Source organism: Enterobacter sp. CCUG 70166 (genome assembly GCF_020224095.1).
GTDB lineage: Bacteria > Pseudomonadota > Gammaproteobacteria > Enterobacterales > Enterobacteriaceae > Enterobacter > Enterobacter intestinihominis.
Genome location: NZ_NRIQ01000053.1, coordinates 1 through 15,999, shown reverse-complemented (window position 1 = coordinate 15,999; position 15,999 = coordinate 1). Strand labels below are relative to the sequence as shown.

Annotated in this window: 20 protein-coding genes and 1 other annotated feature; of the genes, 9 read left to right on the top strand and 11 right to left on the bottom strand. The window is 52.7% G+C overall.

The window, feature by feature from the left end; translation table 11 throughout:
- Nucleotides 1-3: 3 nt before the first annotated feature.
- The 7 genes from pheT to thrS all read right to left on the bottom strand — a co-directional run bounded on the left by pheT (nucleotide 4) and on the right by thrS (nucleotide 6,871).
- A complete protein-coding gene (pheT, locus tag CKK19_RS21280) occupies nucleotides 4-2,391 on the bottom strand; it encodes a phenylalanine--tRNA ligase subunit beta (protein ID WP_063854326.1) in 2,388 nt (795 codons plus the stop codon).
- Between the two features lie 15 nt (nucleotides 2,392-2,406).
- A complete protein-coding gene (gene pheS, locus CKK19_RS21275; RefSeq protein WP_022647837.1) occupies nucleotides 2,407-3,390 on the bottom strand; it encodes a phenylalanine--tRNA ligase subunit alpha in 984 nt (327 codons plus the stop codon).
- A 62-nt stretch (nucleotides 3,391-3,452) separates the two neighbouring features.
- Nucleotides 3,453-3,577 (bottom strand) — a sequence feature (Phe leader region).
- Nucleotides 3,528-3,572: a pheST operon leader peptide PheM gene (gene pheM / locus CKK19_RS21270; RefSeq protein WP_001386830.1), complete on the bottom strand. Its 45-nt coding sequence runs from the start codon at nucleotides 3,570-3,572 to the stop codon at nucleotides 3,528-3,530. It overlaps the preceding feature by 45 nt.
- Before the next feature lie 117 nt (nucleotides 3,578-3,694).
- Nucleotides 3,695-4,051, bottom strand: coding sequence for a 50S ribosomal protein L20 (gene rplT / locus CKK19_RS21265; protein ID WP_000124850.1), 357 nt, complete (start codon nucleotides 4,049-4,051; stop codon nucleotides 3,695-3,697).
- Nucleotides 4,052-4,101: 50 nt separating this feature from the next.
- Nucleotides 4,102-4,299 (bottom strand): 50S ribosomal protein L35, encoded by a 198-nt coding sequence (rpmI, locus tag CKK19_RS21260; RefSeq protein WP_001124225.1) that lies wholly within the window; start codon nucleotides 4,297-4,299, stop codon nucleotides 4,102-4,104.
- A gap of 97 nt (nucleotides 4,300-4,396) precedes the next feature.
- A complete protein-coding gene (infC, locus tag CKK19_RS21255; protein ID WP_059443439.1) occupies nucleotides 4,397-4,939 on the bottom strand; it encodes a translation initiation factor IF-3 in 543 nt (180 codons plus the stop codon).
- A 3-nt stretch (nucleotides 4,940-4,942) separates the two neighbouring features.
- Entirely contained in the window at nucleotides 4,943-6,871 is a 1,929-nt protein-coding gene (gene thrS, locus CKK19_RS21250; RefSeq protein ID WP_006809077.1) for a threonine--tRNA ligase, read from the bottom strand.
- Nucleotides 6,872-7,194: 323 nt separating this feature from the next.
- Between thrS and yncL the strand changes: the two genes are divergently transcribed.
- Both yncL and yniD read left to right on the top strand, forming a co-directional pair.
- Nucleotides 7,195-7,287 carry a stress response membrane protein YncL gene (gene yncL, locus CKK19_RS21245; protein WP_071785204.1) on the top strand — a complete coding sequence of 31 codons (93 nt, stop codon included), beginning with the start codon at nucleotides 7,195-7,197 and terminating at the stop codon, nucleotides 7,285-7,287.
- A gap of 98 nt (nucleotides 7,288-7,385) precedes the next feature.
- Complete coding sequence (gene yniD, locus CKK19_RS21240; protein ID WP_003857815.1) at nucleotides 7,386-7,493, top strand: small membrane protein YniD; 108 nt, start codon at nucleotides 7,386-7,388, stop codon at nucleotides 7,491-7,493.
- Between the two features lie 149 nt (nucleotides 7,494-7,642).
- On the opposite strand, the gene CKK19_RS21235 is transcribed toward yniD, so the two are convergent.
- The 3 genes from CKK19_RS21235 to CKK19_RS21225 all read right to left on the bottom strand — a co-directional run bounded on the left by CKK19_RS21235 (nucleotide 7,643) and on the right by CKK19_RS21225 (nucleotide 9,177).
- Nucleotides 7,643-7,876: a hypothetical protein gene (locus tag CKK19_RS21235; RefSeq protein ID WP_063854332.1), complete on the bottom strand. Its 234-nt coding sequence runs from the start codon at nucleotides 7,874-7,876 to the stop codon at nucleotides 7,643-7,645.
- 264 nt (nucleotides 7,877-8,140) lie between these two features.
- Nucleotides 8,141-8,899, bottom strand: a complete 759-nt coding sequence (locus CKK19_RS21230; RefSeq protein ID WP_063854325.1) for a YdiY family protein — start codon at nucleotides 8,897-8,899, stop codon at nucleotides 8,141-8,143.
- 5 nt (nucleotides 8,900-8,904) lie between these two features.
- Complete coding sequence (locus tag CKK19_RS21225) at nucleotides 8,905-9,177, bottom strand: hypothetical protein (RefSeq protein WP_022647832.1); 273 nt, start codon at nucleotides 9,175-9,177, stop codon at nucleotides 8,905-8,907.
- A gap of 17 nt (nucleotides 9,178-9,194) precedes the next feature.
- Between CKK19_RS21225 and pfkB the strand changes: the two genes are divergently transcribed.
- The 3 genes from pfkB (at nucleotide 9,195) to CKK19_RS21210 (ending at nucleotide 11,475) form a co-directional block, all read left to right on the top strand.
- Complete coding sequence (gene pfkB / locus CKK19_RS21220; protein ID WP_022647831.1) at nucleotides 9,195-10,127, top strand: 6-phosphofructokinase II; 933 nt, start codon at nucleotides 9,195-9,197, stop codon at nucleotides 10,125-10,127.
- A 91-nt stretch (nucleotides 10,128-10,218) separates the two neighbouring features.
- The gene (gene ghoS / locus CKK19_RS21215) at nucleotides 10,219-10,509 is read left to right on the top strand and encodes a type V toxin-antitoxin system endoribonuclease antitoxin GhoS (RefSeq protein ID WP_003857822.1); all 291 of its coding nucleotides are present in this window, start codon (nucleotides 10,219-10,221) and stop codon (nucleotides 10,507-10,509) included.
- Between the two features lie 105 nt (nucleotides 10,510-10,614).
- Entirely contained in the window at nucleotides 10,615-11,475 is an 861-nt protein-coding gene (locus CKK19_RS21210) for a fructosamine kinase family protein (protein WP_022647830.1), read from the top strand.
- A 32-nt stretch (nucleotides 11,476-11,507) separates the two neighbouring features.
- On the opposite strand, the gene CKK19_RS21205 is transcribed toward CKK19_RS21210, so the two are convergent.
- A complete protein-coding gene (locus tag CKK19_RS21205) occupies nucleotides 11,508-12,044 on the bottom strand; it encodes a YniB family protein (protein ID WP_015570741.1) in 537 nt (178 codons plus the stop codon).
- A 141-nt stretch (nucleotides 12,045-12,185) separates the two neighbouring features.
- On the opposite strand from CKK19_RS21205, the gene hxpB reads away from it, so the two are divergent.
- The 4 genes from hxpB to tcyP all read left to right on the top strand — a co-directional run bounded on the left by hxpB (nucleotide 12,186) and on the right by tcyP (nucleotide 15,952).
- The gene (hxpB, locus tag CKK19_RS21200) at nucleotides 12,186-12,857 is read left to right on the top strand and encodes a hexitol phosphatase HxpB (RefSeq protein ID WP_022647828.1); all 672 of its coding nucleotides are present in this window, start codon (nucleotides 12,186-12,188) and stop codon (nucleotides 12,855-12,857) included.
- A gap of 128 nt (nucleotides 12,858-12,985) precedes the next feature.
- Nucleotides 12,986-13,747, top strand: coding sequence for a 2-dehydro-3-deoxy-D-gluconate 5-dehydrogenase KduD (gene kduD / locus CKK19_RS21195; RefSeq protein ID WP_063854331.1), 762 nt, complete (start codon nucleotides 12,986-12,988; stop codon nucleotides 13,745-13,747).
- A 95-nt stretch (nucleotides 13,748-13,842) separates the two neighbouring features.
- The gene (locus tag CKK19_RS21190; protein ID WP_015570742.1) at nucleotides 13,843-14,433 is read left to right on the top strand and encodes a metal-dependent hydrolase; all 591 of its coding nucleotides are present in this window, start codon (nucleotides 13,843-13,845) and stop codon (nucleotides 14,431-14,433) included.
- A gap of 127 nt (nucleotides 14,434-14,560) precedes the next feature.
- Nucleotides 14,561-15,952 carry a cystine/sulfocysteine:cation symporter gene (gene tcyP / locus CKK19_RS21185; RefSeq protein ID WP_022647826.1) on the top strand — a complete coding sequence of 464 codons (1,392 nt, stop codon included), beginning with the start codon at nucleotides 14,561-14,563 and terminating at the stop codon, nucleotides 15,950-15,952.
- Nucleotides 15,953-15,999 lie beyond the last annotated feature (47 nt).

Here is a 15,999-nt window from a genome sequence, read left to right as displayed (position 1 = left end):
GGTTCAATCCCTCAATGATGCCTGGAATCGCTCTTTTAATGCCTCTACACATTTGGCGACGGTAGCGGCAATCTCCTCTTCTTCGAGTGTACGGCTGGTATCCTGAAGGATAAGGCTAATAGCGAGGCTCTTGAAACCTTCTGCTACGCCCTTGCCGCGGTACACGTCAAATAAGTTTACGCCAACTACCTGATTTACGCCAACTTTCTTACATTCGGCCAAAATATCTGCTGCGGGCACATTTTCAGCGACCACAACCGCGATATCACGGCGGTTTGCCGGGAAGCGTGAGACGTCCTTTGCCTGAGGAATGACGCGGTCTGCAACCGGGTTCCACTCCAGCTCGAATACGATGGTACGGCCATTCAGATCCAGCTTACGTTCCAGCTCCGGGTGAACAACCCCAATAAAACCAACACGTTTGCCGTCTAAATAGATCGCCGCACTCTGGCCCGGATGCAGGGCTGGAATCGCTTCTGCGCGGAATTCAATTTCGGATAATTTACCGGTCAGATCGAGAATCGCTTCCAGATCGCCCTTCATATCGTAGAAATCAACCGTCCCTTTTGCCAGGTCCCAGTGCTCTTCATAGCGGTTACCGCTGATGGCGCCAGCCAGCATGAGATCCTGACGGATGCCTAAATTGGCCTGAGTATCCGGTACAAAGCGCAAACCGCTTTCGAAAATACGCACGCGGTTCTGCTGACGGTTCTGGTTATAAACGATAGTACCCAGCAGTCCCGTCCACAGGGACAGTCGCATCGCTGACATCTCGCTGGAGATCGGGCTTGGCAGGATCAGGGCTTCCTGACCCGGGTGGATCAGCTGTTGCAGCTTAGGATCAACGAAGCTGTAGGTGATCACTTCCTGGTAGCCTTTGTCGTTCAGCATGGTTTTCACACGCTTCAGTGACAGATCGGCTTCGCGATGGCTGCCCATCACCAGACCCGCCTGCACCGGCTCGTCAGGGATATTGTTGTAGCCGTAAACGCGGGCCACTTCTTCCACCAGATCTTCTTCGATCTCCATGTCGAAACGCCAGGATGGTGCAACGGCTTTCCACTCGTCCTGACCTTCAGTGACTTCGCAGCCCAGACGCGTCAGAATGTCGGTCACCTGCGCATCGGCAACGTGGTGACCAATCAGGCGATCCAGCTTGCTGCGGCGCAGGGTAATGGTCGCACGCTTCGGCAGTGTCGCTTCGTTGGTCACATCAATTACCGGACCCGCTTCACCGCCGCAGATATCGATCAGCAGGCGAGTCGCACGCTCCATCGCTTTGTATTGCAGCGCAGGATCCACGCCACGCTCATAGCGGTGAGAAGCGTCAGTGTGCAGACCGTGACGGCGTGCGCGGCCGGTGATGGAGAGCGGGCTGAAGAACGCGCATTCCAGCAGGACGTTTTGCGTCTCGTCGTTAACGCCAGAGTGCTCGCCGCCGAAGATACCGCCCATCGCCAGCGCTTTGTTGTGATCGGCAATCACCAGGGTGTCGGCGTTCAGTTTCGCTTCGCTGCCGTCCAGCAGAACCAGGGTTTCGCCCTCTTTCGCCATGCGCACGACGATCCCACCTTCGATACGATCTTTATCAAAGGCGTGCATTGGCTGGCCCAGCTCCAGCAGAACATAGTTGGTGACGTCAACCACGGCGTCGATAGAACGGATACCGCAGCGACGCAGTTTCTCTTTCATCCACAGCGGGGTTGGCGCTTTAACGTTAATACCTTTCACCACACGACCGAGGTAGCGTGGGCAGGCCTCAGGCGCGTCTACCTGAATCGGCAGCACGTCACTGATGGCTGCCTCAACCGGAGTGATCTCCGGCTCGTTCAGTTCGGTCTGGTTCAGAACGGCCACGTCGCGGGCTACACCGATGATACCTAAGCAGTCGGCACGGTTTGGCGTCACGCTGATTTCGATGGTGTTGTCATCAAGCTTCAGGTATTCGCGGATATCGGTACCCACTGGTGCATCCTGCGGCAGCTCGATAATCCCGGAGTGATCGTCGGAAATGCCCAGCTCAGAGAAGGAGCACAGCATGCCTTCAGACGGCTCACCGCGCAGCTTAGCCGCTTTGATTTTGAAATCGCCCGGCAGTACCGCGCCGACGGTCGCCACGGCTACCCTCAGGCCCTGTCGGCAGTTTGGCGCACCACAGACGATATCCAGCAGACGGTCACCGCCCACATTGACTTTTGTTACGCGCAGTTTGTCGGCGTTAGGGTGCTGACCACACTCAACCACTTCACCTACCACGACGCCGGTAAAGGCGCCAGAAACAGGATCCACGCCATCAACTTCCAGACCCGCCATGGTGATCTGGTTAGAAAGCGCGTCGCTGTCCAGCGTGGTATTAACCCATTCGCGTAACCACAGTTCACTGAATTTCATTGTTCTTTCCTGCCCTTATTTAAACTGTTTGAGGAAACGCAGATCGTTTTCGAAGAACGCACGTAAGTCGGTTACGCCGTAGCGCAGCATGGTAAGACGCTCCATGCCCATACCGAACGCAAAGCCGGAGTATACTTCCGGATCGATACCTACGTTGCGCAGTACGTTTGGATGTACCATGCCGCAGCCCAGCACTTCCAGCCATTTACCGTTTTTACCCATCACGTCAACTTCCGCAGAAGGTTCAGTGAACGGGAAGTAGGACGGACGGAAACGAACCTGCAAATCTTCCTCAAAGAAGTTGTTCAGGAAATCGTGCAGTGTGCCTTTCAGGTTGGTGAAGCTGATGTTTTTATCAACAATCAGACCTTCCATCTGGTGGAACATTGGGGTGTGGGTCTGATCGTAGTCGTTACGGTATACGCGACCCGGCGCGATGATGCGGATCGGTGGAGCCTGCTCCTTCATGGTACGGATCTGAACGCCAGATGTCTGAGTACGCAGCAGACGGGTGGCGTCAAACCAGAAAGTGTCGTGGTCAGCGCGTGCCGGATGATGGCCAGGAATGTTAAGGGCATCGAAGTTGTGGTAGTCATCTTCAATTTCCGGGCCAGTCGCCACGGTAAAGCCGAGCTCACCGAAGAAACTTTCAATTCGATCGATAGTACGGGTAACCGGATGCAGACCGCCGTTTTCGATACGGCGACCCGGCAGAGAAACGTCAATCGTTTCTGCCGCCAGACGCGCATTCAGTACTGCGCTTTCCAGCTCGGCTTTACGTGCGTTCAGCGCCTGTTGTACCTGCTCTTTGGCTTCGTTAATCACTGCACCTGCTGCCGGGCGCTCCTCTGCTGGCAGCTCACGCAGGGTAGTCATCTGAAGGGTCAGATGCCCTTTCTTGCCCAGATATTCGACGCGGACATTGTCTAACGCGGCAACATCTGAGGCCTGGTTAATGGCGGCCGTTGCACTGGCAACCAGCTCTGCGAGATGTGACATGGTTTTCCTCATTATGTCGGTGCAGACACCGAATTGTTGGACGTAATCTCTCAAATTCAGGCACAAAAAAAGCCTCCATCGGGAGGCTTATCTGGCGCTGTTTTTCGTTTCATCTTTCACGCGCTAGCCTCCTGAAGTCAGGTGCTAAAGTAAAAGAAGAAGCGGAAAATAGCAGCATTCATGCTTGCGTTACCTTGTAGGGTAAAAACCGTTAAGACCTTATTGAAAAGCCTGGACGGGTAAATGTCAATCTTCTGATAAGGCGATATGAAAAGAGGGAGCAAAGCCCCCTCTTTCAACTGGCTTATGCCAGTGCTGCTTTCGCTTTTTCGACCAGAGCGGTGAACGCTACTTTGTCGAATACTGCGATGTCAGCCAGGATCTTACGGTCGATTTCAACAGAGGCTTTTTTCAGGCCGTTGATGAATTTGCTGTAAGAAATACCGTTCTGACGTGCTGCTGCGTTGATACGCGCAATCCACAGTTGACGGAACTGACGCTTACGCTGACGACGGTCACGGTAAGCGTACTGACCTGCTTTGATAACAGCCTGGAAGGCAACGCGGTATACGCGTGAACGCGCACCGTAGTAGCCTTTAGCTTGTTTCAAAATTTTCTTGTGACGTGCACGTGCAATTACACCACGTTTTACGCGAGCCATGTGTGCTCTCCTGTATCTATTCTAAGTTAAAAAAGTTAAACGTTAACGACTTATGCGTACGGCAGGCACGCGATGACCAGGCCCAGATCGCCTTTAGAAACCATGGCTTTTGGACGCAGGTGACGTTTACGCTTGGTAGCTTTCTTAGTCAGAATGTGACGCAGGTTAGCGTGCTTGTGCTTAAAACCACCTTTACCGGTTTTTTTGAAGCGCTTAGCAGCACCGCGTACGGTCTTAATTTTTGGCATTTTAATAACTTCCACTTCGCATTGTTAAATAAACGAAACATAGGCGAACAAAACCTATGGGGCCCGAAGGCTCCACAGATTTTGCTGCTTGAAGGCCTTACTGTTTCTTCTTAGGAGCGAGCACCATGATCATCTGGCGGCCTTCGATCTTCGTTGGGAAGGATTCGACTACTGCCAGTTCACTCAGATCTTCACGGACGCGGTTAAGCACTTCCATACCAATCTGTTGGTGGGCCATCTCACGACCGCGGAAACGCAGCGTGATCTTGGCCTTATCGCCATCTTCCAGAAAGCGAATCAGGCTGCGGAGTTTTACCTGATAATCGCCATCGTCGGTACCAGGACGGAATTTGATTTCCTTAACCTGGATAACTTTTTGCTTCTTCTTCTGTTCCTTAGAAGATTTACTCTTTTCATAAAGGAACTTGCCGTAGTCCATAATACGACAAACTGGCGGTTCGGCGTTAGGGCTGATTTCAACTAAATCTACTCCAGCTTCTTCAGCTTTTTCGATCGCTTCTCTCAGACTCACAATCCCCAGTGGTTCACCTTCAAGATCTGTTAAGCGAACTTCCTGGGCGCGAATCTCGCCATTGATACGATTCGGACGTGCCGTTTGAACTCGTTTTCCGCCTTTAATACCTTATTCCTCCAGTTGTTGAAGACTGCGGCTGCGAATCTCTTGTTGCAGCTTCTCAATCACTTCACTTACGTCCAGGCTCCCCAGGTCTTTACCACGGCGGGTGCGAACGGCAACTTTGCCTGCTTCCACCTCTTTATCACCACAGACCAACATATACGGGACACGACGTAAAGTGTGCTCGCGGATTTTAAAGCCAATCTTCTCATTTCTCAAGTCTGCTTTTACGCGAATGCCCGCATTTTGTAGTTTCTGCGTCAATTCTTTAACGTAATCCGCCTGAGAATCGGTAATGTTCATCACAACTACCTGCACTGGCGCAAGCCAGGTTGGGAAGAAGCCCGCGAACTCTTCAGTCAGGATGCCGATGAAGCGCTCCAGTGAACCGAGAATCGCACGGTGAATCATAACCGGCACCTGACGCTCGTTGTCTTCGCCAACATAAGAGGCGCTTAAACGCTGCGGCAGGGAGAAGTCCAGCTGTACCGTTCCGCACTGCCATGCGCGATCGAGGCAGTCATACAGGGTAAATTCAATTTTTGGACCGTAGAATGCGCCCTCGCCCAGCTGGTATTCGAACGGAATACCGTTCTCTTCCAGCGCCACGGCGAGATCCGCCTCTGCGCGATCCCATGTCTCATCGCTACCGATACGTTTTTCCGGACGCGTTGAGAGTTTGACCACGATCTTCTCGAAGCCAAAGGTGCTGTACATATCGTAGACCATACGAATACAGGCGTTAACTTCATCACGTACCTGATCTTCAGTACAGAAGATATGCGCATCATCCTGAGTAAAGCCACGAACACGCATCAGACCGTGCAGCGCACCTGATGGCTCGTTACGGTGGCAGCTACCGAACTCCGCCATACGCAGCGGCAGATCGCGGTAGGATTTCAGACCCTGGTTGAAGATCTGAACGTGGCCCGGACAGTTCATTGGCTTAATGCAGTATTCACGGTTCTCAGACGAAGTGGTGAACATCGCATCTTTGTAGTTGTCCCAGTGGCCGGTTTTTTCCCACAGCACACGGTCCATCATGAACGGGCCTTTCACTTCCTGATACTGGTACTCTTTCAGCTTGGAGCGCACGAACGTTTCCAGTTCACGGAAGATTGTCCAGCCGTCGTTATGCCAGAACACCATCCCCGGCGCTTCTTCCTGCATATGATACAGGTCAAGCTGCTTACCGATTTTACGGTGGTCACGCTTAGCCGCCTCTTCCAGGCGTTGCAGGTACGCGTTCAGGGCTTTCTTATCGGCCCATGCGGTACCATAGATACGCTGCAACATTTTATTGTTGCTGTCGCCACGCCAGTAGGCGCCTGCGATTTTCATCAGTTTGAAGTGATGACAGAAGCGCATATTCGGCACGTGCGGTCCACGGCACATGTCGACATATTCTTCGTGATGGTACAAGCCAGGCTTGTCATCATGAGCGATGTTTTCATCAAGAATGGAGACTTTATAGCTCTCGCCGCGCTTCACGAAGGTTTCACGCGCTTCATGCCAGCTGACTTTCTTCTTGATGACGTCATAGTTCGTTTCGGCGAGCTCATGCATACGTTTTTCGAGCGCGTCGATATCTTCCTGTGTCAGGGTGTGGTCAAGGTCAACGTCGTAGTAGAAGCCGTTGTCGATAACCGGGCCGATCGCCATTTTGGTGTTGGGCCACAGCTGCTTAATAGCATGACCTAACAGGTGCGCACAGGAGTGACGAATGATCTCCAGACCTTCTTCGTCTTTCGCGGTGATGATCGCAAGCGTTGCATCGCTTTCAATCAGATCGGACGCGTCTACCAGTTCACCGTTTACGCGGCCTGCAATGGTTGCTTTTGCGAGTCCAGGACCGATATCCAGGGCAACATCCATTGGGCTTACAGCGTGGTCGAAATGGCGTTGGCTGCCATCAGGAAGAGTAATTACAGGCATTTTATATCCTTATTTGCAGTGATGCCCCACACATAAGAGCATATACAAAGAAAATAATCGTGATTAAACAGTAGATTACGAAACCATCTGACCAACAATCGTCAAATTGGTTCGTCATCATGCACCTGCCGATTCAGATAAATGCGGATTTACGGCAAGCAGCGTAATGGTAACACTATTAACAGGGCGAATGCACCTTCCCGCGACCGATTTGAACCGCTCATCCTTATGTCTGCGTTCATGAACTTTTGTTGACGGGGGCTCGCAATCCGAAAGTGCTGAGCTATTCTTGATCTGGTCCTTAAACATCGAAGGGGTATCACATGAATGTATCGAGCAGAACCGTTGTGATATTGAATCTACTTTCCGCTGCTGGTCTGGTATTGATACTGGCCGACAGATTCCACTGGTTTTGAGCCGAACCGCTGTTCTGGCATAACCTGTTGTCCCGGGTAAAGCGCTTTCTGGCGCAGACTTTGGTAGACTAAGGGTATCAACTGACAAGGATTGGGTTATGCCAACAAAAAGATTTGCCGTTAAGCACTGGAAAATGGTCGTGGTGTTAATCGCTATTTGCGGCGCGATGTTGCTGCTGCGCTGGGCCGCGATGATCTGGGGCTAATATTATGTCAGCGACAACGTGCCGTGAATTTACTGAATAAATCTTAACTATCTTTACGATAATTTATGGTCCAAAACCGGTACGTCATAATCAGGTTTTCGCCAGGCTGGGACAGCGTATATATTCCATCACATGTGGCAATTGAAATATCAGGACCACTCACCCGCCACCAGCTTGTGTACATCAAATGCATCATTCATTGACTGGCCGGTAGACTGGGAGCCAGGGGCAATGTTGGAGCCTGCTTCAACATCAGAGGCTTTAGCGATCCCGACTGGGCTGTTAACGTCACTGGCAGGTTGCGTCATATTATCAGCAGCAAATACGCCAAATGAAAGTGCGGAAAGCACCATCGCTACTGTAGCGGTTTTGATTTTTTTCATAATTCTGTTCTCATACTTAATTAATGCAGAAATGCCTGAGGCGAGTTTTTTGCCTGTGCCGTAAGTGTAGATCTGGATCACACTTTTGCCTAGTCAAATTATTTATCAAATCGTGTCAAATAAACTGAATAAGGCCTGGTCGCCTAATTATGGAGAAATTATGAAGACGAAAGCATGCCTATTATTTCAAAACGCCGTTTAATATAAATAAGCACAGTTTCAAAAAATAAAAAACAGGCCGAGAATAGTCCCGGCCCGAAGAAATTACATTTTATAATCTAAAGAAATCGTGGTTCGGCGATCGGTATGTTCCGGCGCGGAATCAGGCGGTGATGAGTTCCAGGTTACGTTGTACGCCACCTTGAGTCCAAAGTGTTCGTTGATAGCCACGTTCAACGCACTTTCAGAATTCAGCGTTGTATCTTCAGCACCAAACACCGACACACCCTGGGTGAATTTCGCGTTGTCAGTCATTTGCCATGCGTAGGTGCCCGATGCATAACCCAGCGGCTGGGTTTCATCTTCGCCGTTGGTGTACTCGTCGTAACGGACACCCGGACCGAATTCAAAACGGAGGCTGTGCACCGGTCCATTCAGGAACTGACGACCATAACCCGCAGTCATGACATCGCGCTGGCGATAGCCGTTGTAGCGGTCAGTAAGCCAACTCGCCTGCCCAAACAGGTAGTCATAATCTGTCATGTTGTAACGGCTACGCCCACCTACCGCGTATTTCTCAGAGGAGCGTTCATCGTTAGCAGACGTGTTGCTGGCATTGCCCCACAGCGACCAGGCCGTGGTGTTGCCGTACCAGGTCAGGGTGCTGTCTGCGGTCATGGAGGAGCTTTTCGTGTTACCGGATTGCGCCAGATACCCGGCATTCACGTTACCTTCAAAGGGTTTTTTGGCAGTGGAGGGATCGTCCATGACAGTAAAAACGGTATCATCGGCGGTTGCATTCAGTGACGCAAATACGCCACCCGCCAGCATCAGTGCTGCGGGTACTGTCTTCAAAAGCTTCATTTATTTTAGGAGTCCGTACAACATAAAAAGAGACCGTCACGGTCTCGGAAACTTTCTTGCGGATCAATGACAAGGCGACCATAGAAAGGTAACAAATTATAAAAAGCCGCAAATAACATAGCAATAATTTCTTCTTTCATTTTTTGAATAAGAACGATCCCAAAACGCGATTTAATGTATATACCCGGCCAAGGTTTTTTGTCAGCATTCATTTTTAAAATCATACTGTTATTTACGTTGCCTTCCTGCCAAACGGTGCCAGGCTTAAAATAACCCATGATAAAAGGAGGTCATGATGGCTTCGATTTACACGCTGACGCTCTCCCCTTCCCTCGACTCTGCGACCATGACGCCGCAAATCTATCCGGAAGGTAAGCTGCGCTGTAGCGCGCCGGTGTTTGAGCCGGGCGGCGGCGGCATTAACGTGGCGCGCGCAATTACCCATCTCGGCGGAAAAGCAACCGCCATCTTCCCCGCTGGCGGCGCCACAGGTGAGCATCTGGTTGCGTTGCTGGCAGATGAACAGGTTGCCGTAGATACCGTTGACGCCAGAGACTGGACCCGGCAAAACCTGCATGTCCATGTTGAATCCAGCGGCGAGCAATATCGTTTTGTGATGCCAGGGGCGAAGTTGAGCGATGATGAGTTTCGTCAACTGGAAGAGAAAGTGCTGACCATTGAAAGCGGCTCATTGCTGGTGATCAGCGGTAGCCTGCCGCCGGGCGTCAAAACAGAAAAGCTGACGGCACTGGTTCAGGCGGTGCTCCAGCGCGGCATCCGCTGCATTGTCGATAGCTCAGGCGATGCCCTGAAGGCGGCGTTAGAGCCCGGACAACTTGAACTTGTCAAACCTAACCAGAAAGAGCTCAGTGCGCTTGTCAATCGCGAGCTCAACCAGCCTGATGACGTGCGTACTGCCGCAGAAGAGCTGGTACGCACGGGCAAAGCGCATCGCGTTGTAGTCTCTCTCGGTCCTCAGGGTGCGCTGGCCGTCGACAAGACGGGCTGCGTGCAGGTTGTTCCACCGCCGATGAAAAGTCAGAGTACCGTGGGTGCCGGTGACAGTATGGTTGGCGCGATGGTGCTGAAGCTGGCGCAGGGCGCTTCGCTTCTGGAGATGGCACGCTATGGCGTCGCGGCAGGGAGCGCTGCCACCATCAATCAGGGAACCCGTCTGTGTTCGCTTGCGGATACCCAGAAAATTGTCGATTACCTGGCGAGAAGCTGAACGTGCTTCCCCTTCCCGTGGAGGGGGAAGTCGCCAAATATGGCTTATCGACTATGCTAAGAAAACTTTCAGGATAACAACGAGGTGAATTATGAGCAGTGGTGATATCACCCGCTACGTCGTAACCGTCAATATTCATGAAGCATCGCTGACCGAACTGAATGAACTCAACAACGCTTTCACGCGGGCGAATTTTCTGCTCACGCTGACGGACGATGAGGGCAATATTCACGATCTCGGCTCGCTGGCCTTTGGCCTGATAAGCCCGCTGAGTCAGGAGGAGGTGAAGGCGCTGGCCAGTAGCCTGGTGGAAAGCGTGACTGACAAAGCCACGGAAATTGATGTGGATAGCTGGGAAAACTGGCATAAAAAAGAACAATAAGTGCCCTGTACAAAATTAAACCGCTCAGTTGTGCGTTAGTTCCTGTTTTTTTATAGCCGTTTTGCGCTAACTTTATGATCTGGCAGACAACATGGGAGAGACATCATGTGGCAGGCTATCAGTCATCTTTTAAGTGAGCAGCTGGGTGAAGGTGAAATTGAACTGCGTAACGAACTGCCAGGCGGAGAGATCCATGCCGCATGGCATTTACGTTACGCCGGGCGCGATCTCTTCGTGAAATGTGATGAGCGCGAATTGCTCCCCATTTTTACGGCCGAAGCCGATCAGCTTGAGTTGTTATCGCGCAGTAAAACAGTCAACGTTCCACAGGTTTTAGCCGTTGGCAGCGATCGTGACTACAGCTTTCTGGTGATGAACTATCTTCCGGCGCGCCCTCTGGATGCGCACAACGCCTTTATTCTCGGCCAACAGATCGCCCGTTTGCACCAGTGGAGCGATCAACCTCAGTTTGGGCTCGATTTCGATAACGACCTCTCTACCACCCCACAGCCAAACGCGTGGCAACGCCGCTGGTCGACTTTTTTCGCCGAGCAGCGCATAGGCTGGCAGCTGGAGCTGGCCGCTGAAAAGGGACTAGCGTTCGGCAACATCGACGCGATTGTTGAACACATTCAGCAGCGTCTGGCTTCGCATCAGCCACAGGCTTCCCTTCTGCACGGTGATTTATGGTCGAACAACTGCGCGCTTGGGCCTGATGGTCCCTATATATTTGACCCGGCCTGCTACTGGGGCGACAGAGAATGTGACCTCGCGATGCTGCCGTTGCACCCTGAACAGCCGCCGCAAATTTATGATGGCTATCAGTCTGTCTCGCCGTTACCTGCGGGTTTCCTTGAACGTCAGCCGGTTTATCAGCTGTACACCTTGCTAAACCGGGCGATTTTGTTTGGCGGGAGTCATCTGGTGAATGCCCAGCGAGCGCTGGATCGTATCCTGGCGGCATAGCGGGAGGGGGCGGCAATACGCCCCCTTTGACATTACAGGAAGCCGAGCAGCGTAAAGAAGAAATACCCGGCCACAATGATAATAACCGGCAGGATATAGAGCGGGAAAAACTGCACAAAAATGGTATGACGCGGAACGACAATGCGCGATTCGATCTGCTCGCGGCTCATCCCGTCAGGGCCTTTCGCCTTCTCAAGTATCAGCTGATCTTCCACCCCTTCGCGTAAAAAGCGGGTCTGGCGGCTCATGCGTGCGCCGGAGGCCTGCAACGCCATCGCGATAAAGATCAACGCATAGATTATCCAGAACCCGACATTCAGCTGGTGGTGAAAATCCGGGGTGGGCGAGTTGAACCAGAAGACGTTCAGGAATGGGGTGTTAAACCGCATCATCTCAATCATGACGTGGGCAAAATCAAGCATGACGGCATTAATGCCCGGCTGTTTTTCGCTGTGATCGTACATAAATTTAAGTACGGAGATCAGCGTTGAAATCAGGGCGGGAATGAAAATAACCCAACCAGCAATACGTTTTAAGACTGCGATGCGTCCAGCTTGTTGATACGTCATTAGTTCCTCTTCATAAAGACGCGTTATTTGTGCCTAAGTCTACCTGCTGTCGGTCATTTTCGCCCGATCTTTGAATGCAATATGCTAAATTGCTTGTGCTTAGCACCGTTCGTCTTACCCCCAAGATAAGGAGATGTTGTAATGTCGACACCGCGCCAGATACTTGCCGCTATTTTTGACATGGATGGATTGTTGATTGATTCCGAACCCCTGTGGGATCGGGCTGAACTGGACGTGATGGCCAGCCTCGGCGTCGATATCAGTCGTCGTAATGAGCTTCCCGATACCCTGGGGCTGCGCATCGATATGGTGGTTGACCTTTGGTATGCCCACCAGCCATGGGTTGGCCCGGATCGCGACGAAGTTACGGCGCGCATTATCAACCGTGCTATCTCCCTTGTAGAAGAGAATAAGCCTCTGTTACCGGGCGTACGCGACGCTATCGCCCTGTGCAAGGCGCAAGGGCTGAAAGTGGGGCTTGCCTCTGCCTCACCTCTGCATATGCTGGAAAAAGTGCTGACGATGTTCGGGCTGCGCGACAGCTTCGACGCGCTGGCCTCGGCCGAAAAGCTTCCTTACAGCAAGCCACATCCGCAGGTGTATATGGACTGCGCCGCGAAACTGGGGCTGGATCCGCTTACCTGTGTGGCGCTGGAAGATTCGGTTAACGGCATGGTGGCGTCCAAAGCCGCACGTATGCGCTCCATCGTTGTGCCGGCTGAAGAAGGCCGACACGATCCCCGCTTTGCCCTCGCGGATGTCAGGCTGACGTCTCTTGAAGAATTGACTGCCCGCCATCTGCGCGGAGAGTAACGCTCTTTCAGGCAGCTTCGGCTGCCTGTATCACAAAATCAAAACAACGTTTTACTTTATTTGCTTTTCTCATTCCAGACTCCTATCCTTACGTGCAGAATGACAATAACCTGACTTCTGAGGCGCGTATGATACTGGATGCTTTTACTCTGGCAGGAAAAGTGGCGATGGTGACCGGGTGCGATACCGGTCTGGGGCAAGGCATGGCCATTGCCCTCGCCCAGGCAGGATGCGATATCGTGGGGGTAAACCGCAAGGTTCCTGACGAAACGGCAGCGCGCGTCACGGCGCTGGGACGGCGCTTTATCGCAATTCGCGCCGATCTCGGCAAGCATGAGAGTATTCAGAGCGTCGTGGATACCGCCGTCACAGAGATGGGCCGCATCGATATTCTGGTTAACAATGCCGGCACCATTCGTCGGTGCGATGCGCTGGAATTTAGCGAGAAGGACTGGGACGAGGTCATCGATCTCAATCTGAAATCGGTCTTTTTCCTCTCTCAGGCAGTAGCGAAACAGTTTATCGTGCAGGGTCAGGGCGGCAAGATCATTAACATTGCCTCCATGCTCTCCTTCCAGGGCGGCATTCGGGTGCCGTCCTATACGGCTTCGAAAAGCGGCGTCCTCGGGCTCACCCGCCTGCTGGCAAACGAATGGGCGCCGCTAGGTATTAACGTGAACGCTATCGCGCCGGGTTATATGGCGACAAATAACACCCAACAACTTCGCGATGATGAGCAGCGCAGCCAGGCGATCCTCGACCGTATTCCGGCGGGCCGCTGGGGACTTCCGGAGGATTTACAGGGTCCGGCGGTGTTTCTGGCCTCGGCGGCGTCGGATTACGTTAACGGCCATACCCTTGCCGTAGACGGTGGCTGGCTGGCGCGCTAACCGCCGGTTTGTGACAAAGAGTTACACCGTCACCTCTTTCACACACTGTATAAAAACCCTATACTGTATGGATTGACAGTTTACCGGGTTTTATCATGACGGCGGAAGGCCACCTGCTTTTTTCACTTGCCTGTGCAGTGTTTGCTAAAAACGCTGAACTGACCCCTGTGCTGGCCCAGGGGGACTGGTGGCATATTGTCCCTTCTGCCGTGCTGACCTGCCTGCTGCCGGACATCGATCATCCAAAATCATTCCTTGGTCAGCGGCTGAAGTGGATTTCAAAACCCATCGCCAGAGCCTTTGGTCATCGCGGGTTTACACACAGCCTGCTGGCCGTATTTGGCCTGCTTACACTCTTCTATTTGAAGGTTCCCGAGAGTTGGATAGTCCCGGCGGATGCCATTCAGGGCATGGTGCTCGGCTACTTAAGCCATATCCTCGCCGATATGCTGACGCCAGCGGGCGTTCCGCTGCTCTGGCCCTGCCGCTGGCGTTTCCGCCTGCCAATCCTCGTGCCGCAAAAAGGCAACCAGCTGGAGCGCGTTCTGTGCATGGCGCTGTTTGCCTATGCCGTCTGGATGCCGCAGACATTGCCCGAAAATGGTGCAGTGCGCTGGTCATCGCAGATGATCAACTCGCTGCAATTTCAGTTCAATCGTTTTATTAATCACCAGATTGAACATTAAACCGACAATATAATCACTTTTGTCATAAACCATTCCATATGGATATAAGCGCCACATCACACTTCTGATAACCTTGCGCCAACAGGTTCGGTAAAAACCGACCGTATAATAAATCAGGAGAACGGGGATGAATTTTCCACTCATCGCGAACATTGTTGTGTTCGTCGTATTGCTATTGCTTCTCGCCCAGGCTCGCCACAAACAGTGGAGCCTGGCGAAAAAGGTACTGGTTGGTCTGGTCATGGGCGTGGTGTTTGGCCTGGCCTTACACGCTATTTACGGCTCCGACAGCCCGGTACTGAAAGATTCCATTCAGTGGTTCAACATTGTCGGTAACGGCTATGTACAGCTGCTGCAAATGATCGTTATGCCGCTGGTATTCGCCTCAATTCTGAGCGCCGTAGCCCGCCTGCATAATGCTTCTCAACTGGGTAAAATCAGTTTCCTGACCATTGGCACCCTGCTCTTCACCACGCTGATTGCGGCGCTGGTGGGTGTGCTGGTTACCAATCTGTTTGGCCTGACTGCTGAAGGTCTGGTGCAGGGTAGCGCTGAAACCGCGCGTCTGACGGCGATTGAGACCAACTACGTGGGTAAAGTGGCCGATCTGACCGTTCCGCAGATGGTGCTCTCCTTCATTCCGAAAAACCCGTTTGCTGACCTGACCGGTGCAAGCCCAACCTCCATTATCAGCGTAGTGATCTTCGCTGCGTTCCTGGGCGTGGCTGCGCTGAAGCTGCTGAAGGACGATGCGCCGAAAGGCGAGCGGGTTCTGACTGCCATCGATACCCTGCAAAGCTGGGTAATGAAGCTGGTGCGTCTGGTCATGCAGCTGACGCCGTACGGTGTCCTGGCGCTGATGACCAAAGTCGTGGCAGGTTCTAACCTGCAAGACATCATCAAGCTTGGCAGCTTTGTGATTGCCTCGTACCTCGGTCTGGGCATCATGTTTGTTGTGCACGGCATCCTGCTGGCGGTGAACGGCGTTGGCCCGCTGAAATATTTCCGCAAAGTCTGGCCGGTGCTGACCTTCGCCTTCACCAGCCGTTCCAGCGCGGCATCGATTCCGCTGAACGTGGAAGCACAGACACGTCGTCTGGGCGTACCCGAGTCTATCGCCAGCTTCTCGGCCTCCTTTGGCGCCACCATCGGGCAGAACGGCTGTGCGGGTCTCTACCCGGCGATGCTGGCCGTGATGGTTGCCCCAACCGTAGGTATTAACCCGCTGGATCCGGTCTGGATTGCGACGCTGGTCGGTATCGTGACCATTAGCTCCGCCGGTGTTGCGGGCGTGGGCGGCGGCGCGACCTTCGCTGCGCTGATCGTTCTGCCTGCGCTGGGGCTGCCGGTAACGCTGGTTGCCCTGCTGATCTCTGTTGAACCACTGATCGATATGGGTCGTACCGCGTTGAACGTGAGTGGTTCAATGACCGCCGGTACCCTGACCAGCCAGTGGCTGAAGCAGACCGACAAAACGATTCTCGACAGTGAAGATGATGCCGAACTGGCACATCGTTAATCACTGCTGAAATAAAAAAACCGCCATCGTGAAGTGAACCCCATATA